Source organism: Kluyvera chengduensis (genome assembly GCF_044197065.1).
Lineage (GTDB): Bacteria > Pseudomonadota > Gammaproteobacteria > Enterobacterales > Enterobacteriaceae > Kluyvera > Kluyvera ascorbata_C.
In genome coordinates this window covers 803,334-823,029 of sequence record NZ_JBIQOI010000001.1, presented here as the reverse complement: position 1 = coordinate 823,029, position 19,696 = coordinate 803,334, and the positions used below count along the sequence as shown (strand labels likewise).

The 19,696-nt window shown below is 51.2% G+C and carries 15 protein-coding genes; 11 read left to right on the top strand and 4 right to left on the bottom strand.

All coding sequences use genetic code 11. The features are described from left to right. Positions 1-156 precede the first annotated feature (156 nt). Together prs and dauA are read left to right on the top strand one after the other, a co-directional pair. The gene (gene prs, locus ACH1XZ_RS03800) at positions 157-1,104 is read left to right on the top strand and encodes a ribose-phosphate diphosphokinase (RefSeq protein WP_003856663.1); all 948 of its coding nucleotides are present in this window, start codon (positions 157-159) and stop codon (positions 1,102-1,104) included. Between the two features lie 124 nt (positions 1,105-1,228). Next, positions 1,229-2,911, top strand: coding sequence for a C4-dicarboxylic acid transporter DauA (gene dauA, locus ACH1XZ_RS03795; protein ID WP_395594383.1), 1,683 nt, complete (start codon positions 1,229-1,231; stop codon positions 2,909-2,911). Between the two features lie 142 nt (positions 2,912-3,053). Here the strand turns inward: dauA and ACH1XZ_RS03790 are convergent, their stop codons facing one another. Beyond that, positions 3,054-4,517 (bottom strand): pyridoxal phosphate-dependent decarboxylase family protein, encoded by a 1,464-nt coding sequence (locus tag ACH1XZ_RS03790; protein WP_395594382.1) that lies wholly within the window; start codon positions 4,515-4,517, stop codon positions 3,054-3,056. A 15-nt stretch (positions 4,518-4,532) separates the two neighbouring features. After that, positions 4,533-5,918, bottom strand: a complete 1,386-nt coding sequence (locus tag ACH1XZ_RS03785) for a diaminobutyrate--2-oxoglutarate transaminase (protein ID WP_072011324.1) — start codon at positions 5,916-5,918, stop codon at positions 4,533-4,535. A 610-nt stretch (positions 5,919-6,528) separates the two neighbouring features. Here ACH1XZ_RS03785 and lysC point away from each other — a divergent pair. Further along, positions 6,529-7,890: a lysine-sensitive aspartokinase 3 gene (lysC, locus tag ACH1XZ_RS03780; RefSeq protein WP_395594381.1), complete on the top strand. Its 1,362-nt coding sequence runs from the start codon at positions 6,529-6,531 to the stop codon at positions 7,888-7,890. 89 nt (positions 7,891-7,979) lie between these two features. On the opposite strand, the gene ychH is transcribed toward lysC, so the two are convergent. After that, positions 7,980-8,255: a stress-induced protein YchH gene (ychH, locus tag ACH1XZ_RS03775; RefSeq protein ID WP_035891578.1), complete on the bottom strand. Its 276-nt coding sequence runs from the start codon at positions 8,253-8,255 to the stop codon at positions 7,980-7,982. 279 nt (positions 8,256-8,534) lie between these two features. Between ychH and pth the strand changes: the two genes are divergently transcribed. The 3 genes from pth (at position 8,535) to ACH1XZ_RS03760 (ending at position 11,138) form a co-directional block, all read left to right on the top strand. Continuing rightward, positions 8,535-9,119 carry an aminoacyl-tRNA hydrolase gene (pth, locus tag ACH1XZ_RS03770; RefSeq protein ID WP_035891580.1) on the top strand — a complete coding sequence of 195 codons (585 nt, stop codon included), beginning with the start codon at positions 8,535-8,537 and terminating at the stop codon, positions 9,117-9,119. A 159-nt stretch (positions 9,120-9,278) separates the two neighbouring features. Then, a complete protein-coding gene (ychF, locus tag ACH1XZ_RS03765; protein ID WP_035891582.1) occupies positions 9,279-10,373 on the top strand; it encodes a redox-regulated ATPase YchF in 1,095 nt (364 codons plus the stop codon). Between the two features lie 330 nt (positions 10,374-10,703). Beyond that, positions 10,704-11,138, top strand: a complete 435-nt coding sequence (locus ACH1XZ_RS03760) for a nuclear transport factor 2 family protein (RefSeq protein ID WP_395594380.1) — start codon at positions 10,704-10,706, stop codon at positions 11,136-11,138. Positions 11,139-11,374: 236 nt separating this feature from the next. Here the strand turns inward: ACH1XZ_RS03760 and ACH1XZ_RS03755 are convergent, their stop codons facing one another. Beyond that, the gene (locus tag ACH1XZ_RS03755; RefSeq protein ID WP_395594379.1) at positions 11,375-12,856 is read right to left on the bottom strand and encodes an EAL domain-containing protein; all 1,482 of its coding nucleotides are present in this window, start codon (positions 12,854-12,856) and stop codon (positions 11,375-11,377) included. Positions 12,857-13,775: 919 nt separating this feature from the next. Between ACH1XZ_RS03755 and ACH1XZ_RS03750 the strand changes: the two genes are divergently transcribed. The 5 genes from ACH1XZ_RS03750 to ACH1XZ_RS03730 are packed head-to-tail and all read left to right on the top strand — an operon-like array spanning position 13,776 to position 19,694. Then, positions 13,776-14,309, top strand: a complete 534-nt coding sequence (locus tag ACH1XZ_RS03750) for a fimbrial protein (RefSeq protein ID WP_395594378.1) — start codon at positions 13,776-13,778, stop codon at positions 14,307-14,309. 41 nt (positions 14,310-14,350) lie between these two features. After that, positions 14,351-15,070 (top strand): fimbrial biogenesis chaperone, encoded by a 720-nt coding sequence (locus tag ACH1XZ_RS03745; protein WP_395594377.1) that lies wholly within the window; start codon positions 14,351-14,353, stop codon positions 15,068-15,070. A gap of 33 nt (positions 15,071-15,103) precedes the next feature. Further along, positions 15,104-17,620: a fimbria/pilus outer membrane usher protein gene (locus ACH1XZ_RS03740; protein WP_395594376.1), complete on the top strand. Its 2,517-nt coding sequence runs from the start codon at positions 15,104-15,106 to the stop codon at positions 17,618-17,620. Next, positions 17,617-18,966: a fimbrial protein gene (locus ACH1XZ_RS03735; RefSeq protein WP_395594375.1), complete on the top strand. Its 1,350-nt coding sequence runs from the start codon at positions 17,617-17,619 to the stop codon at positions 18,964-18,966. Before ACH1XZ_RS03740 ends, ACH1XZ_RS03735 begins: the two co-directional genes overlap by 4 nt. Further along, positions 18,963-19,694: a fimbrial biogenesis chaperone gene (locus ACH1XZ_RS03730; RefSeq protein WP_395594374.1), complete on the top strand. Its 732-nt coding sequence runs from the start codon at positions 18,963-18,965 to the stop codon at positions 19,692-19,694. The genes ACH1XZ_RS03735 and ACH1XZ_RS03730 overlap by 4 nt, the downstream gene beginning before the upstream one ends. Positions 19,695-19,696: the final 2 nt, after the last annotated feature.

Genomic DNA, 19,696 nt, shown 5'->3' with positions numbered 1-19,696 from the left:
AACCAAGCCGGGCAAACTGAGCTCTGGTGACAACGTCACCCTGTTCCAGACGTTGCATCGCGCTCTTTAATACACCGCCTGGATGAAACCGCGCCTGGCCCGCACAGTTTTTGGCTCGTTTCATCCACCACTGGACGCATGCCTGAGGTTCTTCTCGTGCCTGATATGAAGCTTTTTGCTGGTAACGCCACCCCGGAACTAGCACAACGTATTGCCAACCGCCTGTACACTTCTCTCGGCGACGCCGCTGTAGGTCGCTTTAGCGACGGCGAAGTCAGCGTACAAATTAACGAAAACGTACGCGGTGGTGATATTTTCATCATCCAGTCCACTTGTGCCCCGACTAACGACAACCTGATGGAATTAGTCGTTATGGTAGATGCCCTGCGCCGTGCTTCCGCAGGCCGTATCACCGCCGTTATCCCTTACTTCGGTTATGCTCGCCAGGACCGTCGCGTTCGTTCTGCTCGTGTACCTATCACCGCTAAAGTTGTTGCTGACTTCCTGTCAAGCGTTGGCGTTGACCGCGTACTGACCGTAGACCTGCACGCTGAACAGATCCAGGGCTTCTTCGATGTTCCGGTTGATAACGTATTTGGTAGCCCAATCCTGCTCGAAGATATGCTGCAGCTGAACCTGGATAACCCAATCGTGGTTTCTCCAGACATTGGCGGCGTAGTCCGCGCTCGTGCTATTGCTAAACTGCTCAACGATACCGACATGGCTATCATCGACAAACGTCGTCCTCGCGCGAACGTTTCCCAGGTTATGCACATCATCGGTGACGTTGCCGGTCGTGACTGCGTACTGGTTGATGACATGATCGATACCGGTGGCACGCTGTGCAAAGCTGCTGAAGCGCTGAAAGAACGTGGTGCTAAACGCGTATTCGCCTACGCAACCCACCCGATCTTCTCCGGCAATGCGGTGAACAACCTGCGTAACTCCGTTATCGATGAAGTGGTCGTCTGCGATACCATCCCGTTAAGTGATGAGATCAAAGCACTGCCAAATGTTCGTACCCTGACTCTGTCCGGGATGCTGGCCGAAGCGATTCGTCGTATCAGCAACGAAGAATCCATCTCTGCCATGTTCGAGCATTAATCGAATCTGGTTAAAAAACCCGCTGCGGCGGGTTTTTTTGTCTGTGTAGTTAATTTGTATGATTTATGCCAACTTCAACTATCATTCATATGGTAGATGATGCGCTCATGGATGAAACACGACTGTGAATAAATTACTCTCCCCTCACGTTATGCCTTTCCGCGCGCTGATTGACGCCTGCTGGAAAGAGAAATACACCTCCGCGCGGTTTATGCGCGACCTGATTGCCGGGATCACCGTCGGGATCATCGCGATTCCACTGGCGATGGCGCTGGCGATTGGCAGCGGTGTGGCTCCGCAGTACGGCCTTTACACCTCCGCCGTCGCGGGGATTGTTATCGCCCTGACCGGCGGCTCACGCTTCAGCGTCTCCGGGCCGACGGCGGCCTTCGTGGTTATTCTCTACCCTGTTTCGCAGCAGTTTGGCCTGGCGGGCCTGCTGGTGGCGACCCTGATGTCCGGTATATTCCTGATCCTCTTTGGCCTGGCCCGCTTTGGTCGCCTGATCGAATATATTCCACTGTCGGTCACGCTTGGCTTCACCTCGGGGATTGGTATTACCATCGGGACCATGCAGATTAAAGACTTCCTCGGTCTGCAGATGACGCACGTTCCGGAACACTATTTACAGAAGGTGGGTGCGCTGGTGATGGCGCTGCCGACCATCAACGTCGGCGATGCGGCCATTGGTGTCGTCACCCTCGGCACCCTAATCCTCTGGCCGCGTCTCGGCCTGCGTCTGCCGGGCCACCTGCCCGCGCTGATTGCTGGCTGCGTGGTGATGCTGATTGTGAACCTGCTCGGCGGTCACGTCGCGACCATCGGCTCCCAGTTCCATTACATCCTGGCGGATGGCTCACAGGGCAACGGTATCCCGCAGCTGCTACCGCAGTTTGTGCTGCCGTGGGATATGCCGGGGTCAACCTTCACCTTGAGCTGGGCCTCCATTCACGCCCTCTTGCCGGCGGCGTTTTCCATGGCGATGCTGGGAGCGATTGAATCCCTGCTGTGCGCGGTGGTGCTCGACGGCATGACCGGTACCAAACATAAAGCGAACAGCGAGCTGGTCGGTCAGGGCCTCGGCAACATCGTGGCACCGTTCTTTGGCGGCATTACCGCCACCGCAGCGATCGCGCGCTCGGCGGCAAACGTTCGTGCTGGCGCCACCTCTCCGGTATCGGCGGTGATCCACGCGATTCTGGTGATTCTGGCGCTGCTGATTCTGGCCCCGGTACTCTCCTGGCTGCCGCTTTCTGCCATGGCCGCTCTGCTGCTGATGGTGGCATGGAACATGAGCGAGGCGCACAAAGTGGTTTACCTGCTGCGCAAAGCGCCGAAAGACGACATCATCGTAATGCTCATCTGCATGTCGCTGACCGTGCTGTTTGATATGGTTATCGCCATCAGCGTCGGCATCGTGCTAGCCTCTCTGCTGTTTATGCGCCGCATTGCACGCATGACCCGTCTTTCCGCCGTGAACGTGACCGTGCCGGACGATGTACTGGTGCTGCGCGTGATTGGTCCGCTGTTCTTTGCCGCCGCCGAAGGTCTGTTCAGCGACCTTGAAACGCGTATTGAAGGCAAACGTATCGTGGTGCTGAAGTGGGATGCCGTACCGGTGCTGGATGCCGGTGGTCTGGATGCCTTCCAGCGTTTCGTGAAGAAACTGCCTGAAGGCTGCGAACTGCGCGTCTCCAACCTGGAGTTCCAGCCGCTGCGCACCATGGCGCGCGCCGGTATTCAGCCAATCCCAGGACGCCTGACGTTCTTCCCTAACAAAGATGCCGCGCTAGCCGACATCCTCTAACCGTAGCCCGGCCAAGCGAAGCGCCGCCGAGAATAGCACCGTAGCCTCCCCGGCGGCGCTTCGCTTGGCCGGGCTATCCGTTACAGATGACAAGCAAAAAAAATGGCTCCCGTGGGAGCCATTTTTATCGCAACGAGATTACTTACGCGTTCAGCAGCTTCTCAGCGGTGTCTTTCACGCTCGCCAGCAGGACTTTAACGTCCTCCAGGCATACCGTTGGGTTCAGCAGCGTCAGCTTCAGGCAGGTTACGCCATCGGCTTCAGTCACACCCACGTTCGCGCTACCGGAAGCCAGCAGAACGTCACCAATACGTTGGTTCAGCAGAGCCACAAACGCGCTGTCGTTATTTTCCGGACGGAAACGGAACAGCACGCTTGCCAACTGAGGCTGCATGACCAGCTCCAGGTGCGGCTCGGAAGCCACAAACTCAGCAACCTGCTGCGCCAGCGTTACGCCGTTATCAATGATTTCGGCATACTGCTTTTTGCCCAGCGCTTCGAGGCCCATCCACAGCTTCAGCGCATCGAAACGACGCGTGGTCTGCAGAGACTTAGATACCAGGTTCGGCACGCCGTGCTCTTCATCGAAATCAGAGTTCAGGTACGCCGCCTGATAACGCATCAGTTCATAATGACGCGCATCTTTCAGCAGGAACGCCCCGCAGCTAATGGTCTGGAAGAACTGCTTATGGAAGTCCAGGGTGACGGAGTCAGCCTGCTCAAGCCCATTAAGGAAATGACGATACTTCTCAGACAGCAGTAACGCCCCGCCCCACGCCGCATCGACGTGAACCCAGATCTGCTCTGCCGCTGCCAGCGCGGTAATTTCCGTTAACGGGTCGATTGCGCCCGCATCGGTGGTACCTGCCGTGGCAACAATCGCCATCACCTGTTCGCCGTTGGCTTTCGCCTGCGCCAGCTTCTCTTTCAGGTCATTGATGTCCATGCGAGAGAAGGCGTCGGTTTTCACCAGCATGACGGACTGATAGCCATGGCCCATCAGCGCCATGTTTTTCTGCACGGAGAAGTGCGCGTTCTCAGAACAGAACACTTTCATCTTTCGCAGGTCGCCGGTAATACCGTCTTGCTGTACAGAGTGCCCCTGACGCGCATAAAACGCATCACGCGCCAGCATCAGGCCCATCAGATTGCTCTGAGTACCGCCGCTGGTGAACACGCCTGCATCGCCTGCCGGGAAGCCAACCTGGTCGCGCAGCCATTCGATCAGTTTGATCTCAATAATGGTCGCGGACGGGCTCTGATCCCAGGAGTCCATGCTCTGGTTGGTGGCGTTGATCAGCACTTCCGCCGCCTGGCTAATCACCAGGCTTGGGCAGTGCAGGTGCGCCACACACTGGGCATGGTGAACGGACAGACTGTCTTTCAGAAAGTATTCAACCGCACGCTCAATGGCGGCCTGGTTGCCCAGGCCTTGAGACGTAAAGTTCAGGTTGATACGTTCACGCAGCTGTTCAACGGTTTTGCCCTGGTACATCTCAGGCTGTTTTAACCATTCAACGACTGCTTTAGTACTCTGCTCGATAGCGTCCTGATAGGCAGCAATACTCTGCGCCGAGCCGGACAGAATCGGGTTTACGTCAGACATTCGATCCTACTCCGTTTAAACCGGCTTCACGCCAGCGGCATTCAGGGCGTTTTCAAATTTATCGAGGAAAATTTCCAGCTCATCGTTAGTGATCAGCAGGGATGGCAGCAGGCGCAGTACGCAACCGTTACGACCACCGCGTTCCAGGATCAGACCCGCCTGGAAGCATTTCTTCTGCAGCAGCGCAGACAGCTCGCCGTCAGCCGGGAAGCAGCCCATGTGATCCGGCGCTTCGTTAGGCTTAACGATTTCCAGACCGATCATCAGACCCAGACCGCGAACGTGACCGATAACCGGGTAGCGTTTCTGCAGCTCAGCCAGTTTGCCTTTCAGCCACTCGCCCTGGGCGGCAACTTTATCGGCAATCTTGTCGTCTTTGAGGATCTTCAGCGTGGTCAGGCCGGTCGCCATGGCCAGCTGGTTGCCGCGGAAGGTACCGGTGTGGTGGCCTGGTGCCCATGCGTCAAACTGCTTTTTAATGCCCAGAACAGCCAGTGGCAGACCGCCGCCAACGGCTTTGGACATCACGATGATATCTGGCTCGATACCGGCGTGTTCGAAGGCGAACAGCTTACCAGTACGCGCGAAGCCAGCCTGAACCTCGTCGAGGATCAGCATGATGCCGTGTTCCTGAGTCACTTTACGGATGCGTTGCAGCCACTCGACCGGAGCCGGGTTAACGCCGCCTTCACCCTGAACGGCTTCAAGGATCACCGCCGCAGGTTTACGCACGCCGCTTTCAACGTCGTTAATCAGGTTTTCGAAGTAGTAGGTCAGCGCTTTCACGCCCGCTTCGCCACCGATACCCAGCGGGCAGCGGTACTCGTGCGGATATGGCATGAACTGCACTTCCGGCATCATGTTGCTAACGGCTTCTTTCGGTGACAGGTTACCGGTCACGGACAGCGCGCCGTGAGTCATACCGTGGTAACCGCCGGAGAAGCTGATTACACCAGAACGACCGGTCGCTTTTTTCGCCAGTTTGATAGCCGCTTCTACAGCATCCGCGCCAGATGGGCCGGTAAACTGCAGGCAATACTCTTTACCCTCACCTGGTAACAGGGAGAGTAAATAAGATGAAAATTCATCTTTTAATGGGGTCGTGAGATCAAGCGTATGTAACGGTAAGCCACTCGTGATAACACTTTGAATGCTTTGAAGTACATCAGGATGATTATGACCAAGTGCCAGGGTGCCGGCACCCGCCAGACAGTCAAGGTATTGATTATTTTCAACGTCAGTGATCCAGACGCCCTGTGCCTTCGCAATAGCTAATGGCAGCTTACGTGGATAGCTTCTGACGTTAGATTCAAACTCAGCTTGTCTTGCTAAAAAGGTATCATTGCTCTGTGGTAATGAATTAGCACGTAAAGTATCAATACGGACTTTATCCGTCATCATATCACTCCTACAACCAGGTGTAGATTAACGCCTGATTGAATAAATGGTTATAAGGATTACCTGTAAAAAATCGCGGCTAATATATGTTGTTTTAGCGAAGGACTCAATCATTTATTTTTCGCGGTTTCAGGTTTCAATTTTTTACTTTAAAATCAAAAGGTAACAACGAAAAACCACAACACACCAACACCAAATTGTTACCATTTATTTTTAAAAGCTTCAGATAAATACAAAGCTGATGATGTAATGATAGCCACCCGATTGTTAAGGATTTATTATTTTTTTACGTGTCTTTACCGTTAATACCGTTGAGGATTTTGAATAAAACGGGATTTTTCATTTATTTACTGAGATATAAATAAAAAAGTCGATCCATAGGGATAAATCACTTACTATGGCGCGCTTATTTACACCCCAGTAAATATAGACTAATGCGCAGCACCCGGTAGCGTGTGACGGGCAGAACACGTTATCGACAACAGGATTACTCCTGGGTTGTCATCCAGAAATGTTCGCGGGCGGACATTTCGTAAGGAGAAGGAACCTTCCCTTATGCCGAGAATGAAAATTTTCTAGCCATCACCATATGGCGCCCTGATATGAGAGTGTTATGACCCGCATTTACCCACAATTCATCGTTGCCAAGTTTGGCGGCACCAGCGTTGCTGATTTTGATGCGATGAACCGCAGTGCCAGCATTGTGCTTGCCGATCAAAATGTTCGTTTAGTCGTTCTGTCTGCCTCCGCAGGTGTCACCAACTTACTGGTTGAGCTTTCTGAAGGTCTGGAAAGTCATCAGCAATTGGACAAACTGGATACCCTCCGGACGATTCAGTACAACATTATTTCCCGTCTGAAGCAGCCTACCGTTATCAGCAAAGAGATCGATAATCTCCTCGACAATATTAGCCGCCTGGCGCAAACGGCGACGGTTTCTCCGTCGGCGGCGCTGAGCGATGAGCTGGTAAGTCATGGCGAATTGATGTCCAGCCTGCTGTTCACGGAAGTTATGCGTGAGCGCGGCGTAGAAAGCAGTTGGTTTGACGCGCGCAGCGTGATTCGCACCGACTCCAATCACGGCTGTGCTGAACCTCAGGTTAGCGCCGTGGCTGAGCTTGCTGAAACGCACCTGCGCCCGCGTATTGAACAAGAAATCATGATTACCCAGGGTTTTATCGGCCGTGATGCTAACGGTCGTACCACCACGCTTGGTCGTGGCGGCAGCGACTATACGGCCTCCCTGCTAGGTGAAGCGCTGCACGCAGGCCGCGTTGATATCTGGACCGATGTTGCTGGCATCTACACCACCGATCCTCGTATCGCGCCAAATGCGAAACGCATCGACAGCATTTCGTTCTCTGAAGCGAGCGATATGGCAGGCTACGGCGCGAAAGTGCTGCACCCGGCGACGCTGCTGCCAGCGATGCGTAAGAACATTCCGGTGTTTGTGGGATCCAGTAAAGATACCGCCGCTGGGGGTACGTTAGTTTGCTGCACAACGGACAACCCGCCGCGCTACCGTGCGGTGGCGGTACGCCGCAAGCAGACGCTGCTGCGCCTTCACCGTCTGGACGAGCAACCATCTAACCGTTTCTTAGCGCAGATTTTCACGCTGCTGGCTGAGCACAACGTCGCAACGGATCTGGTAACCACATCAGAATCCACCATTGCGCTGGCGCTGGACTCTTCAAACGCCACCTCCGGCGAAGATCATACGCTGACCACGGCATTATTTACCGCCCTCGCCTCCCACTGTCGTGTTGAAGTGGAAACCGGGCTGGCGCTGGTGACGCTGGTGGGTAATCAGCTAACGAAAGAGCTGGGCGTTTGTAACGATGTCTTCTCCCGTCTGGAAGAACATGCGGTGCGGATGATTTGTCACGGTGCGTCTCATAACAACCTTTGCTTCCTGCTGCCAGGCGATGCGGCCGACAGCGCGGTCAAAGCGTTGCACCATCGACTGTTCGAATAAATTCGACCGTCCGGCAAGCACAAAGTCCCGGCTTTTGGCCAGGACTTTGAAAGCGTCATCCATGGCTCCTGCGGGAGCCATTTTGTATTTTAGCTGTGACGATGAGAGTTGCGGCGGCAGCGTTTATCATAGTGACGCACCCACCAATATCTATCGCTCACCTGCTCGTGCCCACCGACACGCGCCCCAGCCAGCCAAAGCACTGCGCCCACGAAGATGCTTAGAATCGCACCATGCGCAAAAAACTGAGGTAGGTTAAGTTGTGGCATCTGGTTTAAAATAGAATAACCAACACCGCCGATCATAACGACCAGACCTAACCCCATGAGCACATTACCGAGTAACGAAGCGTTTTTGCGTTTCATAATGTCACCTCCGTAGATTGGCTTTGGGTTTAGGGATATATCCCTATTCCTAGTGTGTAAAGTATAGACAACACCGCTGTGGATAAGTGCGCTAGCGATCACAAATAAGAACATCTCATCAACAAAACTTTACATTTAAGTGACTGAAATACTTTTCAATCAATATTATTCCGGCAGTGAATTATTCAAGTTTTACCGCTCTGGGCGCATATTTTTGTCAAGCGCGCCCTCTCGACGTAAACTAGCCGCCGGAAAGATTGCCCACTCAGGAATAACAACGTGACGATTAAACTGATTGTCGGCCTGGCAAACCCTGGCGCAGAGTACGCGGGAACGCGTCATAACGCGGGTGCCTGGTACGTCGATTTGCTGGCAGAGCGTTTTCGCGCGCCGCTGCGTGAAGAAAGTAAGTTTTTTGGCTACACCTCGCGCATTAATATGGCGGGAGAAGATGTTCGTCTGCTGGTGCCAACCACCTTTATGAACCTCAGCGGCAAAGCCGTTGCGGCGCTGGCGACCTTCTATCGTATTAATCCAGATGAAATTCTGGTGGCTCACGACGAGTTGGATCTCCCTCCCGGCGTGGCAAAGTTCAAGCTCGGTGGCGGCCACGGTGGCCACAATGGCCTGAAGGACATCATCAGCAAATTGGGTAATAACCCTAATTTTCACCGCTTACGCATCGGAATTGGTCATCCGGGCGATAAAAGCAAAGTTGTTGGCTTTGTATTAGGCAAGCCTCAGTCTGCTGAACAGAAGCTGATTGACGATGCCGTAGACGAAGCGGCGCGCTGTACCGAGATCTGGCTGAAAGACGGGCTGACAAAAGCGACGAATCGCCTGCACGCCTTCAAAGCGCAATAAATCTTCAGCAGTACGAAAAAGTCTTCAGGTGCCGCCACCGCATCAGGATGAAGTACGGTTTTTTTCCTGTATGACGTGTATAATAGGCGGAGTTATTTACTTTTCTACAATCTGTTTTCGACAACAGGTTGAATATCAAAAGATTAAGGTGATTTAAACATGGGATTCAAATGCGGTATCGTTGGTTTGCCAAACGTAGGCAAATCCACCCTGTTCAACGCGCTCACCAAAGCGGGTATTGAAGCGGCAAACTTCCCGTTCTGTACTATCGAGCCGAACACAGGCGTTGTTCCGATGCCCGATCCGCGTCTGGACCAGCTGGCGGAAATCGTTAAACCTCAGCGCATCCTACCAACCACCATGGAATTCGTTGATATCGCGGGCCTGGTTAAAGGGGCTTCCAAAGGTGAAGGTCTGGGTAACCAGTTCCTGACCAACATCCGTGAAACCGAAGCTATCGGTCACGTTGTTCGCTGCTTCGAGAACGACAACATTATCCACGTGAACAACAAAGTGGACCCGGCTGACGACATCGACGTTATCAACACCGAACTGGCGCTGTCTGACCTCGACACCTGTGAACGTGCCCTGCACCGCGTGCAGAAAAAAGCCAAAGGCGGCGACAAAGACGCCAAAGCTGAACAGGCCGCGCTGGAAAAATGTCTGCCACAGCTGGAAAACGCGGGCATGCTGCGCGCGCTGAAAACGCTGACCGAAGAAGACAAAGCGGCCATCAAATACCTGAGCTTCCTGACCCTGAAGCCAACCATGTATATCGCCAACGTCAACGAAGACGGTTTTGAAAATAACCCGTACCTCGATAAAGTGCGCGAAATTGCAGCGGCTGAAGGTTCTGTTGTGGTCGCCGTATGTGCCGCCGTTGAAGCCGACATCGCTGAACTTGACGATGCCGACCGTGAAGAATTCATGGCTGAAATGGGTCTCGAAGAGCCAGGTCTGAACCGCGTTATCCGCGCCGGTTATGAACTGCTGAACCTGCAGACCTACTTCACCGCTGGCGTGAAAGAAGTCCGTGCATGGACCATCCCTGTTGGCGCAACTGCACCGCAGGCTGCGGGTAAAATCCACACCGATTTCGAAAAAGGCTTTATCCGCGCACAGACCATCGCGTTTGAAGACTTCATCACCTACAAAGGTGAGCAAGGTGCGAAAGAAGCCGGCAAGATGCGTGCTGAAGGGAAAGATTACATCGTTAAAGATGGCGATGTGATGAACTTCCTGTTCAACGTCTAAATAAGCTTTATCCTCTCATGAGGTTTCGCTAAATCTTATACAGATGATAAGAGCCGATAAAATCCACGCCATGGCGTGGATTTTTTTCATTACGCGTCAGCGATTATCGCCTCTGCTCCCCCGCCGCCATTCCTAACAGATACCATTCCCCGCCTCAAGACATTTTCATTATCACTGAATCTGGAATTCTGAAAGCAAAAACTGTCCATATACTGGAGATAATGATGGCTGGATAATGCTTCCAATGTCGTTGTCGGCGGTAATCCGGCACGAGTTTTAAAACAATTAAACTAACCGTAGTTAAACACAATGCTGATTAAGGTATACGCAATGACTAACATTGAAATAGCCCAACGTCTGGCACTTCGGGAACTGGTTGATACATTTTCAAACCTCGCGGATGAGAAAGATGTTGCAGCACAAATTCCTCTGTTTACTGCAGATGCGCACATTAACGTGGTAATGGATGGTAAGGAAGTTTTTGATTTAAACGGGCAGCAGCAAATTCTTGAGGCGTTCAGCGGTTATCTGTCTCAATTCTCGGTGGTTTACCATATCAACGGTCAGCAAACCGTCTCCATTAATGAAAATACAGCTAACGGTATTGCCTATTGTCAGGTGACATTAATCAAAGAAATGAATGGGCAACGCATCAAGCAAACCAGCGGAGTGCGCTATCACGACCGTTATGTTTTCCAGGATGGAAAATGGCTGATTGCCGAACGCCTCTCAAACTTTATGTGGACCGATATACAGCCAATATAAAAAGTGCCGTGATTCAGAGTAGCGAAGCGTATCTATCACTCGGCGCGCGACCATTGCCAGGACTTAAGGTGTGATGAGTGAGAGGTTATCGGGCATATGCTACCACCAGCCTATTGTGATTATCTGGTAACACACTAAACTGGTGGTTCGCATTCTACACGACCCCGGTGAAGTCTCTGGTGTTAGCTCGCAACAAAATCACCATTTAGTTAGATTCTGATAACAACGCCCTTTCTTCAAATAGCAAATTCGCTGATAAACTGCGGCAACTCGTCGCCGGTAATAGGCTCCGATATATAGTTACCCTGATAGTACGAAATGCCAGACTCTTGTAAAATAGCCATTTTCTCCGGCCTGTCTACGCCTTCGGCAATACAATAGCGATTCGTCAGCTTGCAGTAATAAGAGAGGCTTTTGACCAGCGCTAACGCTTCACCATCCCGACTCAGGGCATCCACCACATTCATATCCAGCTTGTAGCCATCGAACTGGAACTTTCGTACCGGGAAATTCACGCTATTGCGTGAAAAACAATCATCGAGGACGATGCTAAAACCCAACTTTTGCAGATAGGCAAGGTTGTCTAGCGATTGTTCATTTTGGCTAAGATCGTTACGTTCATTAATCTCCAGAACAAATTTTTTCGCCCAGTCTGCAGAATTCAGCTGTTTTTTGGCTGTTTCCAGCATCCTGACCAGGCCATCATTTTCGATCGTACTGGACTCAATATTTATTGAGAAGAAGTACTTGCCTTGATAAAAATTAATATAGCTGACCGTTTTCTGGATAAGAAAAGCCGTCAGGATAATCCACACATAAGTAGAATGCAGCTTAGGTAAAAACTCATTCGGTGTTAAGACATGACCTTTGTTATACCATCTAATCAGAATTTCAAAACCTTCAAGATTTTTTGGACCTTGCGTCACCGGCTGGAAGACAACAAACAGCTCATTACTGTATAAAGCATGTGCGAACTCCCTCTCAAATGAAGAAAGACGACTTAGCATAGTGATATCTCCGTTAGCCATATCTGCCTTTTGCTGGACATTAGAAAATAAATAGGGGATCACTCCTGATACTTTCTTTATCCCAGACAGACGCTGATTATATAGCGTTTTTTTGCTCACACCTAGATAGTCAGCCTGTTCGGCAATATTAACTCCCTGAAACAGGCCTGCCATGACCTGCATTTCTTTTTTTGATAGCCCATCTTTCCTATCATTTCCATGCAGATCATCATGCTTCCCTAAATAGAAATTCTCTGCTACTACCACATTTTTTAAATATGGACAAACATTCCTCTCAGGTAATAAAAGCTCAGATAATTTATCACAGGGCAGATCGGATGGCGCAATATAGATCACTGCATTATCAATTTTAGTTTTTGCCACCTGGGATTTAATCACATTCCACAGCCATGAAGCCGGCAGCTTGCTGATAATGAGCACCCAAAAGATATGTCCCGACCGGTTTAATATCGAAATTAATGACCTAAGCGTTGAAAGCATCCAATAGGGTTCATTAGGGACATAGACAACCATTCTTTCGTTCTGAAGTACTTGCACATTATCGATACTTTCCTCACTTTCAACATCTAAAACAGCCACATCATTATTGTCATGCAGCATCGCGAGAAGACCATGGGTAGCCATACCGCAGGGTGATAAAATATAATCAACATGTCTACAGTGGACACTATCTATGTCTTTATCAAACATCCTTGCCTCATTTGTCTGAAAATCACCTTGATTCGACGTTGTCATACACAAAACGAGGTTTAAGAATTTATACTATGGCATCAAATTCAACGAGACAGCCTCTTTTCTGGCTATCATGTTTTTAAGTGGTCATATGTTTAAATATGCTTTTAAAACTCATGTTTGAATACAGACTTAGAATGCAAAACCTCCAGGAACAGATAAACACCATCGGTAATCTTAATACGCTAACATCTATCTTTCCTCATTTTTTAAACTACTAAAAAAAAATTTATATTAATTTATACTGCACTCACTGAATAAAACAATACTTAAACCACCGTGGCATTCGTGACGCGATACCACAACAGTTGTCCTACTCACCCACTTAAGAAGTATTACGCGACATAATGATGCCTACGATCTTATCACTACGACTTTTCCCCATCCGACTCAATATCTTGACACGTAAAATGTGCAATAAAACAACAACGCAACACACTTAAGCCTTTGTATTCAAATAATTAACTTGCAATCATTATGAGCAACATAGAAAAAATAACAAACTTTATAGGTCCATTCATATGTTTTAGGATTTTTCCCAAAACGCCTATTCACATCAAAATTTAGCGGGACAAATCTGAAATCATGTAAAAAAAATGAAAACAATTAAAGTTAGATAAGATTAGCCTTAAGATAAATCTCGTGGTTTGTGTTAGGTGAGGGTAAATACATGTCTAATCATCAGAACTGAATTGGCGAGTGGGATACCCCCCAACCAAGAATACTTTTTACGTTCCTGATTGGCGTGCCAACCATTCACTCGCCACCCTACTATAAAATAATAACCCTCACACTAACTTCGACCTGAATTAAACACGGTGGGCGGTTTTGCACGCTTTCCACACACAATGATTCATCATCAAAACAAGGATGCTTAATGAAAGCTCAACTCTTTTTCATCTCTCTTGCCATGATGTCGTCCTCCGCATTCGCGGCATCGGCAAATACCGTGCAATTTAAAGGTGAAGTGAACGCGCAAACCTGTACCGTCAATATTAATGGCAACTCGACGGCACCGATTGTGTTACTGCCAACGGTATCAACAGGCTCCCTTAACACGGCAAAAGCCACCGCGGGCGATACAAAATTTACCGTGAATGTCACCGGATGTAACACCACCGACGCGGCAACGATTTCCACCGTATTGGCTGGAAATAGCATCACCACAAATAGCAACCTTGGCAACGTGGGAGGGACCGCAACCAATGTTTCTATTCAGATCCTGGATAGCGACGGCTCTACGGCGTTAACCTTTGTAAATGGTTCAACGGTAAAAACGACCTCATTTAATAAAACCGCTAGCTCAGCAACCGCGTCACAAGACCTGACCGCACGTTACTACGCAGAAACGGCAGGCGTGACGCCCGGAACCGTCATCGCCTCAGCACAGTACTCCATTGCCTATAATTAAACCGTCAGGCGCATAGCAATATGTGCCTGCCAGGATTCCCCATGTTAAAAAAAACAGTCTGTATTCTGCCATTACTGTATCTCGCCAGCTTACCGGCCAGCGCCAGCGTGGTAATGGAAGGTAATCGGGTTATTCTGGATGCCAGCCAGGCGCAGAAGACCGTTAAATTTACCAACAACGATAATTTCCCCTATATCGTTCAGGTCTGGTTATCCGTTACGCCTGATGGCAAAGAAGCTGACAGCCAGCAAAATAGGCTCGCGGTGTCGCCTGCTATTTTCAAAATTCAGCCGAAGCAGGATCAGGTAATTAGCCTACTTAACCCTGAAGCGGGGCAGAAGATAACCAAGGAGCAGGTATCCTATCTTCACTTCACCCAAGTCCCTTCGATGCCCGCAGACCAGCAGGACAAAAATAAGCTGGTGCTTATCGTTAATAGTACGGTGAAGGTATTTTTACGCCCCTCTGATTTACCCATTGCCTACGAGCAGATGCTCGATTTCGTTCATTATAACATTGAGAAAAATAGCCGCGGTTGCCATCTCGAGGTCAGCAATCAGTCACCCTATTATCTCAATAGTATTCGTGTCTCTATGCAGTCAGGCGCGACAAAGAGCACGATCCCCATGACCATGCTGGCACCTGAGTCAACGGTCCAACTCGGGGCCAACTGTGATGCCGTACAGAATGCAAAAGAAATTCGCATTGGTTACCTCAATGACTATGGCGTATTGCAAGAAAAAGCGCTGAAAGCACGATAACCGGGAAATGTGGTAATAATGTTAAGGATAATAGTGTTAACACTGTTCGTTACCCCGTTATCGTTATCCGTATATGCTAGTTCGGGCAGCACGGATAAACATGATAGCGATAGCGACTATGTTTTTGACACAACACTATTAAAAGGGAGTGGTTTACCGGTTGATGATATCATCAACTATATCTCTGATGATAAAATCAAACCTGGCGTCTATTCGGTTGATATACAGCTTAATGGCGTATTTTTATCCCATGAGAATGTCGATTTTCGCGTCACGAAAGACAGTACACAGCCATGCTTCTCGCCTGCACTTATCGCGCAACTGCCGCTAAAAGATAAAGCCGCCGTAAAACCAGACGGTTGCTATTTTTTATCCGCGGTGGTTGCCCAGTCATCCGTCGATACCGACATGACCAAAATGCTGGTTAATATTATTATTCCTCAAACCGAGCTTATCAAAACCCCTCGAGGATATGTTCCGCCGGACGATCTGAATGCCGGGGAAACCATGTTTCTGTCGAATTACAGCGTGAATCAGTACTACTCGCGATTTAGCGGCGGCGCTAGCGGTGATTATCAATCGACCTGGGTTGGCTTAAATAACGCGATAAACTTTGGGCAATGGCAGTTACGTCAGCAAGGTTCCTGGTCACATAGCTCTCCGGGGAAAACCCTATGGTCAAGCAACCGCGCCTATCTCCAGCGCCCTATTTTGCCCATCAGAAGCAGCCTGACGGTGGGCGATAGCTATACCGCCGGTAATTTCTTCTCCGGTATGGCCTTTCGCGGCGTTTCGCTCGCCTCTGACGATCGAATGCTGCCTCAGTCCCAGCAGGGCTATGCCCCTGTCGTACGCGGCGTTGCCAGGAGCAACGCCCGCGTTACCGTGAGCCAGGGCAAAGCCGTTATCTACGAAACCACCGTTCCTCCCGGCAGTTTTGAGATTAGCGACCTGTACCCTGTCTCCTATTCCGGGGATCTCGCCGTTACGGTTACCGAAGCCGATGGCAGCGTCAGCACCTTTACCGTGCCCTACGCCGCGGGTCCCGAATCCGTCAGACAAGGAATGTTCAAATACGCCGCCATCGCGGGTCGTTCCCGCTATGTGGGGGACAAGGACCCCTTCACCGAATTCACGCTGCAATATGGCGTGAGTAATAACATCACCACCAACCTTGGCAGCCGCCTGGCACAGGGCTACTTCTCCGCCGTCATGGGCGCAGTGCACTCTTCCGAGCTAGGCGCATTCGGCCTGGACACCACGTTCTCCCAGGCCGATTTACCCAGCGGTTCACAAACCGGCTGGATGTTCCATGCCAGCTATAGCAAACGTATTGAACCCACCAATACCACCATCGCCATCGCCGGCTACCGCTACTCAACGGCGGGCTACCGCGATCTTTCAGACGTTTTTGGCTTACGCCAGGCATGGGAAGAGAATAAGCAGAACTGGACCTCGACAACCTTAAACCAGTCTTCCCGCTTTGAGGTCTCCGTCACTCAGGATATGGATGCTCTTGGCAGCGTCTGGCTTTCCGGCTCAACGCAGGCCTACCGCGACGGTCGAAGCCCGGACAAGCAATACCAGTTTGGCTACAGCAAGCAGTTTGCCAACGGCATGTCGATCAATGCGTCGATTGCGCGAACCCGCTACAGCGAGGTTTATCGCTCAACCATTGATGGAGGAATTGGCTACGACAACTATATCAATAACTATTATTCCGCCAATCAGCAGACCCTCAGCTCGGTCTCGATTTCCATTCCCTTTGGCCAGAATCGACAGACGACGCTCAGCTCAACCTATACACAGCAAAACGGCATCGGCTCAACCTTGCAGTCCACGCTATCCGGCGTTACGGACAGCGAACGCCCGTTAAGCTATGGCGTCACCTACGCGCGCGACTACGACAACACGCATTCCGTCGGCGGCACCCTGCAAACTTCTACGGCAGTAGGGTCCCTGCAGGGCACCCTCTCGCATGGCAAAAACTACTCTCAGGGTTCCGCAGGCCTTCAGGGCGCGGTGGTGATTCATAAAGATGGCGTCACCGCGGGTCCTTATCTGGGCGAAACCTTCGCATTGGTGGAGGCTAAAGGCGCTCAGGGTGCGACGGTTGCCGGAAGTCAAAACGTGGCTATCGACAGATTCGGCTTTGCTCTGAGTCCTTCCATCGCACCCTATCAATATAACAATGTCGTCCTCGACTCGTCCGGGATAAACAAAAATGCCGAACTGACATCGAGCAGTCAGCGCATTGCCCCCCTGGCTGGCGCGATGGTTCGGGTCAAATTTAGCGTCATCCACGGCTATCCGATGCTCATTACTATTCGCTATCGCGGCAGCCTGCCAATTGGCGCCAGCATTTATGACAACGATGGTCGCCCCGTTGGCACGGTTGGGCAGAACAATCAGGCCTGGGTTCGCAATGACAAGCTGGAAGACACCCTGACTATTCAGTGGGGGAATCGGCAATCCTGCCGCTTGCATTATCACATTACTGATGAGCAGAGCCACGACACCATCATTAAAACGCCTGGAGAATGCCGGTGATACACTATTCCACGTTACGCACATTATTATGGAGCGCAGCCCTCCTGCTGTTATCTGCCGCAACCGCACAGGCCACCTGTACCCGCAAATCATCGATCGATGCCGGTTGCGATAGCTGTGGCGTGGGGATTGGCCTTGGTAATGTCAATATCACCAGCGCCTATCTCCAGCCAACGGGCACGCCGCTCGGCAGCACCGTATTCAGCATCACCACCGCTTCACGCTACAGCAGCAGCGGCGCAGGCGATCTTGTTTTATACGAATGCGACGCCAGCGATGTGGGCAGCATCTATGAAGTGTTTGCCACTAACGGTGACGACCGCGTTGGCGGCTTCTACGACCTGGGTGCCGATGACGGGAATTCAGACTATTATGCGACCTATTTCCCCTATGTCGGCATTAAGCTCACGCACCTCAATTCCGGTATGCCCTTCACGCGCAATTGGCAGCAATACCCGATTACCAGCTACGCCACTGTCGGCAACAAAATACAGATCCGGGTGAAGGATTTCAGCGCCATTCGCGCCGACCTGATACGTATCAGCGGGCTTCCTGGTAACGGTGCGAGCCGTTATTGCGGCGCGACCAGCTCCAGCAACCCCTATTCGGGAATGGCGTCGGCCACGGGAACCTCAAGCTATTCTTGTACTCAACCGAATGGTTACGTCACCTTCAAAGGGCCCGGCATCGCCACCGATACCATCGGTTCGGATTCAGCGTATAACTTTTCAACCTGGGGCACTGGACGCTGGATAGCGATGGGCATGGGCACGTCCCCCATCTCGACCTTAACCCACACGGCGACCTGCGTGGCGCGTAACGTCACGCCATTAGTGCTGTTACCCACCATCAGCATCCAATCGCTGGAGGGCGGAGGAACATCGCAGTCCAACTTTACCGTCTCCATTGAGTGCGATAACACCGCCGTGTCCGGCGTCTCATCAGGAGGCACGGCGTTAGGGCTACAGGTGCCGTATGAAAGCTATTTGGCCGCGCAAAAGCTGGGACTGGTGAATAGCTCAGGCGGCGTCAGCTATCTCTTATCCGATGGCTATGGCACCGATGCTACTATCGCCACCGGCGTCGGCATCGCGTTAAGCAACGCCGCAACCGGTACGGCGATGAATTTCCTCGGCTGGGGAGCCTGTACCTCTACCGGTTGCCCGAGCGGTAACGATGTGGGCTGGTATTCCGTGCTCAACGGCGCATCCGCGAGCGGCAGCTCGGCCTCCGGATATACCAACTACCAGTCGGTGCTGACCGCAACGTTGCAAAAAATACCGGGACAGACGGTCACCGCAGGCAAAGTCAGCGCTAAAGCGTACGTCTGGGTGAGAGTGCAATGATGCGTAAACTCGCTACGCTATTTTTCGCGGTGCTGACGTTCAACGCGCATGCGGGGATGTTGGTCGACAAAACGCGGGTCATCTTTCATGAAGGTGAAGACACGCAGGGCATCAACATCATGAACATTAACGCCTACCCTGTTTTTGTGCAGGTGTGGGTCGATACCGGCGACATTAATAATTTCACCCAAAGTCCCGATGCACCATTTGTCCTTATCCCCCCGATATTTAATCTCCGGGCAGACGAAGTGAAATCGGTGAAAATCATTTATGACGGTAAAAAGTTAGCGGCCGACAGGGAAAGTTTGTTCTGGATAAACCTCTACGAGGTACCGGCGGTCAAAACGGGGCTTACCCAGCAACAGTATCTGTTGATGTCAATGAAGACGCAGCTAAAGCTGATTTACCGCCCTAAAAGCTTAAGCAATAACGTTACTGCGGCAGGTAAATCCGTCTCGTGTACGGTAGAAGATAACGCGACACTCGCCTTAGTCTGTCGTAATCCGAGCGGCTATTTTCTCTCCTATAACGACATCAGTGTCAGCTTTCGCGGCCACCGCTACCAGGCCACCGCCGAGCTTGACCTGATGCTCCCCCCCTTCGCCACTCAGCGCTTTGGGTTAAAAGCGCTGCCGCAAGCGTCACCTGAGATGGAAAATAGCATCAGCTTTCGGCTGATTAACGATGCCGGAGAGCGAGAAGAAATAAGCCGTGCGCTCAACCGCTAATT